General features: G+C 49.0%; 8 protein-coding genes. 1 reads left to right on the forward strand and 7 read right to left on the reverse strand.

Annotation, left to right across the window (positions count from 1 at the left end):
* Positions 1 to 413 precede the first annotated feature (413 nt).
* The 5 genes from OCU14_RS04550 to OCU14_RS04570 form a co-directional block, all read right to left on the reverse strand.
* A complete protein-coding gene (locus tag OCU14_RS04550; RefSeq protein WP_261809993.1) occupies positions 414 to 1,130 on the reverse strand; it encodes a class A sortase in 717 nt (238 codons plus the stop codon).
* Between the two features lie 234 nt (positions 1,131 to 1,364).
* Entirely contained in the window at positions 1,365 to 4,508 is a 3,144-nt protein-coding gene (locus tag OCU14_RS04555; RefSeq protein ID WP_261809994.1) for a mucin-binding protein, read from the reverse strand.
* A 440-nt stretch (positions 4,509 to 4,948) separates the two neighbouring features.
* Entirely contained in the window at positions 4,949 to 5,200 is a 252-nt protein-coding gene (locus OCU14_RS04560) for a type B 50S ribosomal protein L31 (RefSeq protein ID WP_057878851.1), read from the reverse strand.
* 100 nt (positions 5,201 to 5,300) lie between these two features.
* On the reverse strand, positions 5,301 to 6,590 hold the full coding sequence (murA, locus tag OCU14_RS04565) for a UDP-N-acetylglucosamine 1-carboxyvinyltransferase (protein ID WP_057878852.1): 1,290 nt from the start codon (positions 6,588 to 6,590) through the stop codon (positions 5,301 to 5,303).
* Positions 6,591 to 6,718: 128 nt separating this feature from the next.
* Positions 6,719 to 7,255 (reverse strand): TetR/AcrR family transcriptional regulator, encoded by a 537-nt coding sequence (locus OCU14_RS04570; RefSeq protein WP_261809995.1) that lies wholly within the window; start codon positions 7,253 to 7,255, stop codon positions 6,719 to 6,721.
* Positions 7,256 to 8,209: 954 nt separating this feature from the next.
* Between OCU14_RS04570 and OCU14_RS04575 the strand changes: the two genes are divergently transcribed.
* The gene (locus tag OCU14_RS04575; protein WP_261809996.1) at positions 8,210 to 10,540 is read left to right on the forward strand and encodes an ABC transporter ATP-binding protein/permease; all 2,331 of its coding nucleotides are present in this window, start codon (positions 8,210 to 8,212) and stop codon (positions 10,538 to 10,540) included.
* Positions 10,541 to 11,259: 719 nt separating this feature from the next.
* On the opposite strand, the gene budA is transcribed toward OCU14_RS04575, so the two are convergent.
* Positions 11,260 to 11,970: an acetolactate decarboxylase gene (gene budA / locus OCU14_RS04580; RefSeq protein ID WP_373875073.1), complete on the reverse strand. Its 711-nt coding sequence runs from the start codon at positions 11,968 to 11,970 to the stop codon at positions 11,260 to 11,262.
* A gap of 15 nt (positions 11,971 to 11,985) precedes the next feature.
* Positions 11,986 to 13,668 (reverse strand): acetolactate synthase AlsS, encoded by a 1,683-nt coding sequence (alsS, locus tag OCU14_RS04585; RefSeq protein WP_261809998.1) that lies wholly within the window; start codon positions 13,666 to 13,668, stop codon positions 11,986 to 11,988.
* Positions 13,669 to 13,771: the final 103 nt, after the last annotated feature.

Consider the following 13,771-nt stretch of genomic DNA (forward strand, 5'->3'; position numbering starts at 1 on the left):
ATAGTATCTTAGCATGTTTTTTAAGTTCTGTCCACAATTAATGATGTGTGGGGAAGAATATTTACTTGGAAACCGTTACATAGTCTGTACTTCTGTTTACAGGGTGGAAATATAACACATAAAAATCCCGTCACATGGCGGTTTAGAGACCGATTTTCTTTCAGAAACATTTTATGTGTTTGGGTAATAATTGTCGATCACATTTTATGAAACCGCATCCGTAATAACCGTTCATACCGTGATTTCTTACACAATCCCATCATGGGATGAACGAGATACAGCATTCAAACCCTTGTGAACCCTACGTTTCCCGCCACTGTAGCCGCTTCCGATTTTACTGAACTTTCACAATCTCATTTTTCGAAAAAAAAAGCACTTTTTACAATTTTTTTGTAAAAAGTGCTTGGAACGCCTTAATTTTTATTATTGAACCCACTGTGGAAGCCCTTTTGAACTGAAACTGGGGCATCCTTGTACGCCATCTGCTTCACGTATTTACCCCGAATCATCAACCGGTTGGCACCGGTGGCATCACAGGTAATCAGTGTGACCAGCTTCTGCTTGGTCTGATCGACCACCTGAACGTCCGTAGCCGGAATGAATTTCCGAACGCTAACCTTGTAGACAAAGACCTTCTTGGCATTCGTCAGATAAATAGTCTGGCCAACCCGTGTCTTCCAATAGAGTGGACTGAAGAGAATCGTCTGCGAGGTCATATGGTGTCCCGCTAACGGATAGTTTCCCTCACCCATCTTCTGGTCGGCCCGCATCGTCCCGGCGGTCAGCGCCAAGACCTCATTGCTGACCCCTTTAGCGATCGGCAAATGAATCTTAGATTGCGGCATCAGGATCTCCCCGACCACGTGAATGTTGGCGGTGTTCCATCGGGCATTCGCGACCGTTGAGAAGTCCAAGGACTTCACTTTACTAAAGTCGTAGGAGGCCTTCTTACCTTCATTTTTCTTCACTGACTTCTTGGTGATCTGTGGTTGATAGGAAGAAATTAACCAGTTCTTGATCTGCTCATTAAAGATTAAGCCGAGCGAAATGATAATTAAGATGATAAAAATCGTTGTCCAGAACCAGCGCCAGCGATGCTTCTTGGGTTGCTGCTGCTTTTTCTCTGCCATAGTGATTACTCCATTCCCCAAACTCGTAGTCTTCGTTATCGAATTTTACCCCAAATGCTGACAAAAACAAAGTAAAACAGACTTCTCAACAAAGGATGATTACCCAATAATGCCAACTCTGGACAACATTTCTAATAGAAAAGGCATGACTGTTAGCTAGTCGTCATTCCGGACAATCTAGCAGTCACACCTTTAAAAATTCACTTCTTAATCGATACTTCTAGCCACTAATGGTTAAAAGTCCCGTTTCCGAAAACCAAATAGGCCAGCTAATAGACTCAACAACATTAACCCCAGCAACACGAACCCATGCGCAGACTTTTCACTGGTCTGTGGTAATTCGGTACGCTGTGCTTGCTTTGAAGCCGTCGCCAAATTTTGAACCTTGGCTCCCTGCCCACCAGCAACAACGTCCGGTGTCTTGACTGGTTCTTGGCCATTGGTACCTGGCTTACCAGGCTTGCTAGGCTTCTTATCTGGCTTTACTTGTGCCCCCTTAGCACCTGTCGATGGCTTATCTGGCTCTTTTGGTGGTGTCACTGTGCCGCCACCATTATCACCGTTGCCCCCAGCTGTCACATTAGGCGCATAGGTCACAACAACTGCCAAATCCGTACTTTCAGGCGTTACTGACTGCGCCGTCGTCTGTGTCAGATCGTTAGCAGCATCAGTCGTTGCCTTGACGTGCATCCCCGAAACAGCCGGATCGGCGACAGCGTCAAATGCCACTGCATCACCATCTTTGTAGGCAGCCCAACTGCTATCAGTTGGTTGTCCCGTCGTACTCAACTCAGTGTCCGCCGTTGTATCTGCCTTCCAGTAAGTTAAGGCTTCATTGGTCACTTGATCGGTCACCGTTGCGAAAGAAATCGTCTTGGAAACCGGGTCCGCCACAGATTGTTGTTGGGCATTCTGATAATTAATCTGCTCGTGAACCACCTTGGTAGCCGTCTTGAAGGCATGCGCCAAGGTAATCGTGTAGTCGAGACTAGCCGAGGGATCATCGGTAAACGTGATGGCACTGGTGCCATCGGCCTTCTTCGTGGTGTCACTGACCAAGGTGTACCCCTTGGCAAGCGCAGGATTAATCACCGTCGCTGAATCGAAGGTACTCGTGGTACCCAAAGCACCCTTCAACTCCGGATTAGACTGATCGTCTAAGACCTGAATTGTCTTACCCGTCGTGGCATCCTTCACTGTAACAGTGGCATGTGCGGCTTTCTTATAGACCATCAGCAACATCTGCTTTGGCCCAGCGAAAGGCACATTCGTGTCCTGACTAATATCCGTCCAAGACTGACCATCATCCACACTGGTTTGAGCACTAGTGTATACATAATCAGGTAAGTCCTTTTGGTAACTACTCAATACTAATTGTTCATCTGACGTTCCATTATGACTATCGGTCATTGGTGTCCCATCAGCATTTGTTAGCTGTGTCACGGTCCCATCAGCATTCTGCACGCCATAAACCACTGAAAGATTCCAAGGCATAACATCTTTATAGAGTAGAATTGTCCAGCTCTTTGAATCTTGGTCGAGAGTAGTCGTCCACGACTGCGGTTTAGCCTTACCATTATCAGCCAAATAATCGGAATAGAGTCCGGTACCATCCAGGATCCCCAAGAAGGTGTACCCCTTAGATATTTCTTGGTTCAGGAAGGTCATCACCGTTGCATTTTGCTGGACGTCAACGGTAGACCCAATCTCCCCCGAAATTAAGGTTGATGGCGCCAACGTGAGCTGCTGTCCATCAGCCTGAAGAAGTTGGATGTTCACATTCAAATCACTGACATTTTCAGCTAAATCATAAGGCTGAATGATGTACCCCGCGAAGGAACTGTTGGGATCAGACCAGATTGTCGATAAACTCCCATAGTCTGTGTTGGTACTATCTTTTTGGAGGTTGTACCAAGATAACGTATTGTCGTTAACATTACCGGCATCTGCACTTGATGGAAACAGGCATGGGTACAAAGTCTTATCTGGATTATCAAATCCCTTGATTGGTAAATTACTAGAAGTCAAATCCTTAATAATAAACGAGGGTGTGACGTAAGCCAAGTCTTCACTAGGAGTTGTACTTTGATCTTTTCCAACTTTGTTGCTAATCGTAATTGGCGTTAACAGAACGTGTTGATCATTCAAACCTACTTTACTGATATCCAAGTTTTTATCGGTTGCTAATGGTGAAATATCTGTAATCTGGTTATATCCCAAATCCGCTGAAATTAAACTATCTTTATTACCAAGTGCTGAAATATCGTTGACTGAAGACATGGTGATGGTGACGTGCTGTAGGTTTTTCAATTCACTTAATGCTCGAATATCCCATAGATTTCCATTTTTCAGCCCTGTTCCAAGGTTGTTCATACTAACCATTGGATCGGGATAGAGGTAAAGGGTTTGAAGATTAGTGGCATTTTGTAGCCCTTCCAAAGTGTGCATTCCCATCAATGCGCTGTAGTAACTGGTCGGGGTTACTCCATTCCCATTTTCGGATTGTAACTTTTCATCCGTCACGATACTAGTGACCGCCGCTAATTGCGCTTTCGTAAAGTTATTCCGGAAGTCAGCAAATGTCGCATATTCTTTGGAAAAGTTGTTTTGCCACAGAAGAAACTGAAGAGCTCCATCTGGTAACCATTGGTCGATATAATATCTAAAAGTTCCATCAGGATATTTGGCCTGCGGATTGACGCCCTTGGCATCCTGAGCAATACTATCCGCATACCTCTTACCAATCCAAGAATAAGCTGATCCTGGAACCTGATAATCCGAGGAATAACCATCAATAGCTCTTAGATCGGTGTTTAACCATTTGCCAGCGGCTTGGTCGTAAACCGTATGGTCGTATGTATATTGAAGCTGGTCCGTCTTACTAACATTAAATACTGGTTGACCGGAGACCTTGTCCGTCAGGTTCGTTGGATCTTGAACAGTGACCCCCGTCTGTACGTTAGTCTTAGGAGCAGTCTGAGTCTGTTCAGCGCTGACATCTAAGTTCTCCACTTCGGGTGTTGTCACACGAGCCGCGGGCTTTTTCTCACCCTTATCAGGAGAATCTGTAGTTTGCGACGTAGTCTCCTCATTTTGAGGTGCTTGGGGTACTGGGGCCGGTGCCTTCTCAGTTGTTGTCTTCGACGGTGTAGGCACAGCGGTTGTCTTCAAAGAAACCTTTTGTTGGTCACTCGTCGATTGCTTCTGATCAACAGATTCTGTTCCCGGTGTGTCGTCGGCCGCCTTGGCAGTCTGTGTTGCCTGTGGTCCAGCAATCATCCCCACTGCCAAACTCGCGACGGTAACACCCGCAACCAGCCAGCCTTTATGTGATTTGTACATCTTATAATGTGTCTTACGCTCAAAGTCTCTTATCATTGGTCCCTCCTCAAAATATGACCAAATAACAACCTAACAGCGAACAAATCCTCGTTATTAATGCGAAAGTTATCCTGTTACTATCCAGTATAGTCAAGTTGTGAGAAACAATCAACGTCCTACATCTTTGGAGGGAATAAAGATTTTTATGAGCAATTACATCCGTTGGTCTATCAATGATTGTACCAACTTATTTCACAATTTTATTTTGATATATATTCTTGTGAAAGCCCTTCATAAGCGTTTCATCGTACACGATCTGAACGACTTTTCATCAATTTTGGAGACACCTCAATTGCTTTAAAAATGGGCGTCTAGAATACTATTCCTACCTCACAGAATGTGGCTTCGTCATATCAAAGTGCGCTCATCACCAAAAAAAACGGCACAAAAAAACCGGCGACAATCAAGCCACCGGCGACAAATCATATTTTTTATAATTAGTCGTTTGATAAACCATACTTCTTGTTGAAACGGTCCACGGCACCATCGGCCTGAGTAAACTTTTGCTTACCAGTGTAGAATGGGTGTGAATCTGAAGAAATTTCGACACGGATCAATGGGTAGGTGTTACCATCTTCCCATTCAACCGTTTCGTCAGAAGTTGCAGTCGAACCAGACAAGAACTTGAAACCAGTACTTGAGTCTTGGAAGACAACTTCATGGTAATCTGGATGAATTCCTTGCTTCATAATGTATTTCGCTCCTTTGCCCTGGTCCATTGACTGAACCAGAGATTGATTTAATCGTCAACCGTTGAATTATACCATGAATTTCGATACTCATCAATGACTAATCTTGGCCGTTTTCCACCAAACTGGCGTCGCCAACAATTTCGACATCCGCATTTAAGGCGGTGAGCTTCCCCGCAATCCGGTCATAGCCCCGTAAGATGTTGTCAGCATGGGTGATCACGGTGTCCCCGTCGGCCATCAAACCGGCGATAACTAACGCGGCGCCGGCCCGGATTTCTCCAGCCTGAACCTCGCTGCCTACCAGTTCCGTCGAAGGATCAACCACAATGGTGTCATCCTCCGAGCGAATGCTGGCACCCATCTTCCGCAATTCGGAGATGTGCTTGATGCGTTTGGGATAGATCGTATCGATCACCACGCTACTCCCGGAAGCCCGGAACAACAGCGGTGTTAAGGGCTGCTGAAGATCCGTAGCGAAACCTGGAAATGGCATCGTTTTAATCTTAATTGGTTTTAAATTATCGGTATGTGGCACGTAGATGCTGTCTTCGTTAATCTCTAACGGCACACCCATCTCGATCATCTTGGCGGTAAAAGCCTCCAAGTGTTCTGGGATCACGTTCTTAATCGTGATCCCATCCCCAACGGCCGCTGCCATTGACAGGTAAGTGCCGGCTTCGATCCGGTCAGGGATAATCGTGTGGGTATTCATTGCCCGCAACGTTGGCACCCCTTCGATCCGGATGACGTCGGTCCCGGCACCCCGGACATGCGCCCCCATGTTGTTCAGGAAGGTGGCGATGTCGATGATTTCTGGTTCCTTGGCGGCATTTTCAATCACTGTCGTCCCGACGGCCTTAACGGCTGCCAAGATGGAATTGATTGTGGCCCCGACGGAAACCATGTCGAGAAAGATCGTGGCCCCGTGCAACCCGGTTGGTCCGGTGGTAATCCGCACAGTTCCGTCCTCTTCTTCCACATTGGCACCCAAGGCTTCGAAGGCCTTGATGTGCTGGTCAATCGGCCGTGGGCCAATATTGTCACCACCAGGGAAACTCAGCGTGGCCCGTTGGAACCGCCCCAACAAGGACCCCATAAAATAATAAGATGCGCGCAAGCTCTTGATAGCCTTACTTGGTAGTGGTGCTTCAACAATTTCAGTTGGATCGATAGTCAGCACGCCATCCTCGAAGGTGGAGTGCACGTTCATTGATTTCAAAATTAACATTAAGTTGTGAACATCCAGAATATCCGGCACCATATCAAAACGAACCGGTGTATCAGCGAGAATTGCTGCCGGAATTAAAGCTACGGTACTATTTTTAGCGCCGCCGATCGTTACTTCTCCAGAGAGACGTCGGCCGCCATGAATTATCATTTTTTTCATTATGAAGCGATCCTCACTTATTCTAACTTCCATTATAATTCCATACAGTCAGATACCATGATAAATAAATCGGCGGTAAAAGACAACTGTTTCACGGTATTTCGGGCAAAATGTAATATTTGCCTCCCTTATAAGGGGGTCGTACGCAAGTTATCCAGGTTACGAGCCAAAATGGTGTCGATAATAATCTGGGTCATTTCATGGGGAGATTCGACCATGCCGCCCTTCACCCAGGTCTTCAACACGCTCTGAATACCGGCACCAATATAGGCACCCTGATAAGCCGTAATCTCTGGTGGTCGGGATCCGCTCTGGTTCATCAGCTCCTGCATCCGATCCAGAACTTTGGTCTTCCCTTCTACAAAGACTAAGTTACTAAGCTTCTTATCCCGGTAGAAGGCCGTCAATAGATGTTCTAGGGCCTTGCTAGGGGTCGACTCCTGAAATGGCTGTAGCGACGCCACAAAGGCCTTCTCGATGCTAGCCACGCAGTCGTAAACGTCCGTGTAGTAGCGATAAAAGGTCGTGCGATTCACGTCCGCCAGTTCACAGACCGCCGTCACGGAGATGGCTGTAATCGGTTGATTCTCCAATAACGACAGGACCGTCTCCTGAATGACGCGCTGGGTATATTGTGCGCGTCGATTATTCTTAACGCCAACCATCCTTCACACTCCTAAACTCTCAAGTCTGCCGCCGCGGGTGGTCAGGGACGCCATCCTGTGGGGCACGGTCGAAGCCAAAGAACGGTCTTCAACCTCGCCTCCAAGCCCCACCAAAACCGTGGGTCTTGCAGACGTCCCGTGCTGTAACCCCGGAAGAACACCGGGCTAACACCACCGACACAGGATTCTGCCCTAACCACCCACGGCTAACTTATCGGAACGTCTTTCCCGACAGCACGTATATTCTAAAACATGCATAACCAACCCAGCCACAGACAAACAGGGGTGGAACCCCGTGTCGGTGGTGTTAGGTTGGCGAACTTTCCAACCTTACAGCAGGGGACGCTTTGAAGACCACAATCTTAGACCTTCAAAACGACTTCGAAGACCGCTCTTTAGCTTCGAACGGACCCCACAAGGTGGAATCCCCCGGTTGTCTCCGGCTAGTACTTCATAATCTTAAAACTTCGGATATCTAAATCATGACACCTCATCACCTACTAATTTTCAATAGCTGGTGATGGTTCGGGACGGAGTCCTGTGTCGGTGGTGTTAGGTCGGCGATTTGCCGGCCTTACAGCACGGGACGTCTTCAAGACCCACGGACTTTGTGGGGCTTGGAGGCGAGACCGAAGACCGCCTTTTGGCTTCGGCCGTGCCCCACAGGATGGAGACCCGAGCCACCACCGGCGATCACGAAAACTTTCAGGTGAGATTACGTGCCGTTAGGCAGCTGGTCTGGTAAAGTAATAGCCGACAGTTAGCCGGGCACCCGCCATGTTTGCAACACCCTGTTGAAATGTGTTGCATTCACAACAGTTCTGTTGACATTGGCGGTTGCCAACTGACAGTACAATTTTTATGATATAAGACACAGTGTTGCAGTAATGACAATTTTACCAGAAAAAGCCCTGTAACACCAACACTAGTCAAATAATGAAAGGATTATTTCGAATGCTGGAACTCAAACATATTAAAAAATATTACTACGTGGGGGATTCCGTCACCAAGGCACTTGATGACGTCTCCGTCGCCTTCCGTTCCCAGGAGTTCGTGGCCATTCTCGGACCTAGTGGTTCCGGGAAGACCACCATGCTGAATGGTATTGGTGGCTTAGACATCTACGACTCCGGTGATCTTGCCATCGAAGGGAAATCCACCAAGGACTTCTCCGCTTCCGATTGGGATGCCTACCGAAACAATTCCGTCGGGTTCATCTTCCAAAGCTATAACATTATCGGTCACCTCAGTATCCTCGATAACGTGGAAATGGGGATGACACTGAGTGGTGTACCTAACGCCGAGAAGAAGGAAAAGGCCCGCAAGGCTCTCGACCGGGTTGGCCTGACGCCTCACATTAATAAGAAACCCAACCAACTTTCCGGGGGTCAACTTCAACGGGTCGCTATCGCGCGAGCCATTGCCAACGAACCCGAAATTCTTTTGTGTGACGAACCCACCGGTGCCCTCGATACCGAGACCAGTGAAGAAATCATGCAACTGATCAAGGAACTTTCCGCAGAGCGCCTGGTGATCATGGTCACCCATAACCCTGACCTGGCTCACCAATATGCGGACCGGATCATCGAATTTGCCGATGGGAAGATTCAACACGACTCGAACCCTTACGACGACCATGCCGATGCCGAACAATTCAAATTAAAAAAGACCAAGATGACCTTCTGGACGGCCTTGAAGCTATCCTTTAACAACATCCGAACCAAGAAGGGTCGGACCGCGTTAACGGCCTTCGCCTCCAGTATTGGGATCATCGGCATCGCCGTGGTCTTGGCGTTATCCAACGGTTTCCAAACACAAATCAACAAGACTCAGGCCAACACACTGGCTCAGTTCCCCGTCACCATTTCACAGACGGCGACGAGTACCACGGGAGCTCAGAACAGTAATGACAAGGTCAAGTCGTCTAACGCCAAGCAAGTCACGGCTAAGGTCAGTGACCAAGATAAGGCAACTCATACCAACAAGCTTACCAAGGATTACTTAAACTATGTTAAAAAACTCGATCCAAAATTAAGTAAGAACGTCACTTACACCTACTCCACTGGGATGAACCTCCTGCGGCAAGTCGATGGCAAGACCAAGACGGTCTCCTTCTCCAACGCCGACAGCAACAATAACTCCGGTGCCATGCAGGCCGCGATGTCCGCCTCAACTGGAGTCGGCGGTTCCGTTTATCCCAGTGCTAATGATGGCGGCTTAAACTTCCTGAAGAAACACTACAAGCTCGTTTCCGGAAGCTATCCTAAGAAGGCCACCGATGTCATCCTGATCGTCGATCGCGATGGGTCAACCAACATCAATGCCCTGAAGAACTTAGGGTATTCAGTGAAGGCCAACCAAAAGTTTAGCTACAACAAGATTGTTGGCACATCGATTAAAATTGTGAACAACAATGACTACTACCAGAGCCTTCCTACTGGAAACTACGTGCCAAATAAGGCCACGAACTCCCTGTACAACAACAGTAATAACACCACGCTGAAGGTTGCCGGGATCGTGAAGGTGAAGTCCAAGTCTTCCGAAAATGTTTTGGCTTCAGGGATTGCCTACAGCGACAAGCTCACCCAAGACATTATCCAGAAGAACAAAGATTCCAAGATTGTGAAGGCCCAGAAGAAGGCCAGTGACAACGTGATGACCGGCCAAAGCGTCGACAGCACCACGAAGAAGTCCCTGGTCAGCTACCTTGGTGGGTCCACCACGCCAGCTAGCATCCTAATCTACCCGAACACCTTCAAGAACAAGGACAAGGTTCTCTCTTACCTCGACAAGTACAACAAGGGTAAGTCCAAATCGGACAAAGTCATCTATACCGATATGGCCGGTACCGTGTCTGACCTGACCGGTGGCCTGATGGACGCGATTACCTACGTCCTCGTTGCCTTTGCTGGTATCTCGTTGGTAACCAGTATGATTATGATTGCCATCATCACCTACACGTCAGTTCTCGAACGGACCAAGGAAATCGGGATTCTCAAGGCCTTAGGTGCCCGGAAGAAAGATATCACCCGCGTCTTTGATGCCGAAACATTCATTCTTGGGGTTGGTTCCGGGGTCTTAGGGGTCGTCATTGCCTGGCTCCTGACGTTCCCAATCAACGTCGTTTTGAAGAATATTACCGACCTGAGCAACGTCGCCCACCTCAACCCGGTTCACGGGATTATCCTGATTATCATCAGTACGGTTCTGACCATGTTGGGTGGCCACATTCCAGCACGGATGGCTGCGAAGAAGGACGCCGCTACGGCCTTACGTTCTGAATAATCTCTAAACTAGAATTTCTAAAGGGACTGCTAACCTGTGAGTTAGTAGTCCCTTTTGTTTTGGAGATCGGCAACCGTGGTGGTACTGGACGCCTTACCGGCCGGCAGCTAGGGGCTGGAACGGTGCGAACACAACTTGAAGCCTCGAAGCCCACGAGTCTTCAAGCTTGGTTTTCTCCTAAGCCAGTGAGAAGCTCACTCACTGACTAAGGAGAACGACGCGCCTGAGCCCCTATCTGCCGACCTCACGGCTTAGGTGGAAGCACCGAAGCAACTTCTATCGACACCATTGAAACGAGTAGGATAGTCCTGTTTAAACATTTGGAACCACTGTTCTCCTTCCCCACTAACGATGATTTCGACAATCACTAGACACTGAGACACTCGAATATACTGGACAACCTCAATTAGAACGCCGCCAAGCTCTGAATAATTAAGAAACGCAACTTCGTTATTGTCGAGTACTAACCTAGCCGGAGGAGGCCAGGGATGGAGCCGGCCGTGGCGGTGGTGTTAGCCGAGTGCTTTTCTCGGCCTTACACCACGGGCGGCTTTGAAGACTCGCGCCTCTGGCGGGGCTTCAAACCGAGCGAGAAGCCCACAGGGCTGAAGCGTCCCCACAGCAGGCGGAATCCCTGGCAGCCGCAGGCGGCCAATCTAATTCAATCCATAAAAAAACTCGCAGTCCAAAATGGATTGCGAGTTTTGAATTCTAAGTCATTAACCCTCGGCCTGATGCAGATCGCCCATGATGTCATCTTGTGAGAAATCATGTTGTTGGTAATCAGTATCACCGACGGGTAAGTGTTGTTCCAGGGTGTCGAAGATCTGAATCTGAACCTCTCCAGTCACGCGACCGCAACCCAGGAGGTGACCCCCAAAGGTATGGTCGTCATCCAAGAAGTGGTCGTGATAGCCCCCGACCGCAACGCCGTCAAATATCTGTGGGGAGTAGTATCCCAACAAGGTCCCCTTCACCGTGTCGCGAGTGAAGATACTCTGGTTCTCAGCGGTTTCAGCCAAGGACTTGAATGGTCGACTGGATTTGGCTACCGCGCGGGTTTTCACATCCGTAAAGGTCCCGGTCACCATGATCGAGAAAAATGTATTCGCGCCGTGAGTCAGGGCCAAGACTTGGTCATGGACCTCTTCACGCGTGGCATTTTCCACCGTGAGTAATGGCCGATAGTCGGCGAAGTGACTGTTGGCAAATGGCAACGTAAAGTCGTCACCAACGACCGTCACTTTCCCCGCGCTGTTAACCTGGTAAGGCTTGCCGTCTAAGATAATCAGCTCACCATCCAGGCCTTCACCCGTCCCAATTCCGGTATCCCCGTGGGCCAATAGGGTCCGCATTGGCAAGGTTCCCGTCAATAATCCTGGCACCAATAAGGCCAGCGTTCCGTGTTGATATAAGGTTGTTGTCTTCATCGTCATGACTTCCTTTTAGCTTAAGACATCTTCGAGTAACAAGGACTTTAATTGTAAATTGTCGCGGTAATCCACGGGGATTTCCACCACGACTGGGCCATTGGCGGCCGTCGTAAAGGCTTCACTCAGGGTGCTTGCCAGATCGGCGGCGTGATCCACGCGCAACCCAGTAGCGCCAAAGCTTTCGGCATACTTCACGTAGTCCACGGGACCAAAGCTAACCGCGGCATCATGACCGTATTTGGCAATTTCTTGGAACCGGACCATGTCATAGTAACCGTCAGTCCAAATGATCTGCACAATCGGCAAGTTCAACCGCACAGCCGTCTCGAGTTCCTGGCTGGAGAACAGGAAACCACCGTCACCGGCAACCGAAACAATCGGCTGGCCGGGTCGTTCGAGTGCGGCCGCAATCGCCCATGGAAAAGCGACGCCCAACGTTTGCATCCCGTTACTGAATAGCAGGTGCCGAGGTTGGTAGCTCCGGAAGTAACGCGCCATCCAAATGTAGAAACTCCCGACGTCTACCGTCACGGTTGTCTCGTCATTCACTTGAGCCTGTAAGGCCTGGATGATCGCTAATGGGTGAATCCCATGGTCGTCATCTGGTGTTGGGGCTTCCGCCTGGGCAGCTAATTTGTCACCCAAATCGGTCAATTTTGCTTGAACCTCACTGGATAAGGCCCAGTCGCTTGGCAAGGCCTGACCCAACGCATGCAGGGTCTTGGCAATGTCGGCGTGAATCACTAATCCTGGTTGGTAATCGGTGGTAATTTCTGGGGCAACGCTATCGAGACTGACCACTTCGCCCGTCCGATCGGCATTCCAGATCCGCGCTTCGTATTCCACGGGATCGTAGCCCACCGTGATCACCAGGTCACTTTCCTTTAGAAGGTTATCCCCGATTTGGTTTCTGAAGAGACCCACGCGCCCAAAGTAGTTGCGAACCAGGTCACGAGAAACAACACCGGCCCCCTGGAACGTTTCAACCACTGGGATCTCGGCGTGACCTAACAACTCGCGAATCGCGGTCGTCACGTCACTGGCTGAGGCCCGCATACCGGCTAAAATCACTGGTAATTTGGCATGCGTCATCTTGTCAACCAGCGCACTGATCGTTGCGGGATCGGCAACCCCCTGGTCAATAGTTGGTACGGCCTTAATTTCTGGGCGGTCAACCTCACCGTTTAACACGTTTTGTGGTAAGGAGATGAACGTTGCCCCCGCCTTAGGTGCTCGCGCCGTTTGATAGGCGTTGGCAAAGGCTTCGGAGAGGCTGTTAGCGTTCTGAACTTCGACACTGGACTTGGTGGCCGAACTCAGGAGTTCCTTACTAGGAATACTCTGGTGCGTCAGACGGCCAATGTCGTCTTGGGGAACCTGTCCACCCAGGGCAACGACGGGATCGCCTTCCGCGGTCGCCGTAATCAAACTAGTGGTCAAGTTGGAAACCCCAGGACCCGAGGTGGTTGCCACCACACCAGGTTCCCCGGTGATCCGACCAATCCCGGACGCAATCAAGGCGGCATTCTGTTCGTGCCGAGTCACAATGACCTTTGGTGCTCGTGGGTCCTTGCTGTACGCCAGGCCTTCGAAGAGTTGGTCAACCTTCGCGCCCGGAATACCGAACACGTACTTGATACCCTGATTAATCATGCTTTGAATTAACGCTTGTGCGCCAGTCTTGGTTTTTGTCATCGGTGGGTCCCCCGTTTTCATTTTTTAGTTTAATTGTGTTGACAAGTCAACTTAGAATCATCATAATAGCCTTAAGTTGTTTTGTCAACATAGAACCTTTTTC

The organism is Levilactobacillus humaensis (assembly GCF_024345185.1).
In the GTDB taxonomy this organism is placed as follows: domain Bacteria; phylum Bacillota; class Bacilli; order Lactobacillales; family Lactobacillaceae; genus Levilactobacillus; species Levilactobacillus humaensis.

What these genes read in the sequence shown, in the direction of transcription:
- OCU14_RS04550 (WP_261809993.1), bottom strand. Translation starts at nt 1,130, where the DNA reads ATGGCAGAGAAAAAGCAGCAGCAACCCAAGAAGCATCGCTGGCGCTGG.
- OCU14_RS04570 (WP_261809995.1), bottom strand. Translation starts at nt 7,255, where the DNA reads ATGGTTGGCGTTAAGAATAATCGACGCGCACAATATACCCAGCGCGTC.
- alsS (WP_261809998.1), bottom strand. Translation starts at nt 13,668, where the DNA reads ATGACAAAAACCAAGACTGGCGCACAAGCGTTAATTCAAAGCATGATT.
- murA (WP_057878852.1), bottom strand. Translation starts at nt 6,590, where the DNA reads ATGAAAAAAATGATAATTCATGGCGGCCGACGTCTCTCTGGAGAAGTA.
- OCU14_RS04555 (WP_261809994.1), bottom strand. Translation starts at nt 4,508, where the DNA reads ATGATAAGAGACTTTGAGCGTAAGACACATTATAAGATGTACAAATCA.
- budA (WP_373875073.1), bottom strand. Translation starts at nt 11,970, where the DNA reads ATGAAGACAACAACCTTATATCAACACGGAACGCTGGCCTTATTGGTG.
- OCU14_RS04560 (WP_057878851.1), bottom strand. Translation starts at nt 5,200, where the DNA reads ATGAAGCAAGGAATTCATCCAGATTACCATGAAGTTGTCTTCCAAGAC.
- OCU14_RS04575 (WP_261809996.1), top strand. Translation starts at nt 8,210, where the DNA reads ATGCTGGAACTCAAACATATTAAAAAATATTACTACGTGGGGGATTCC.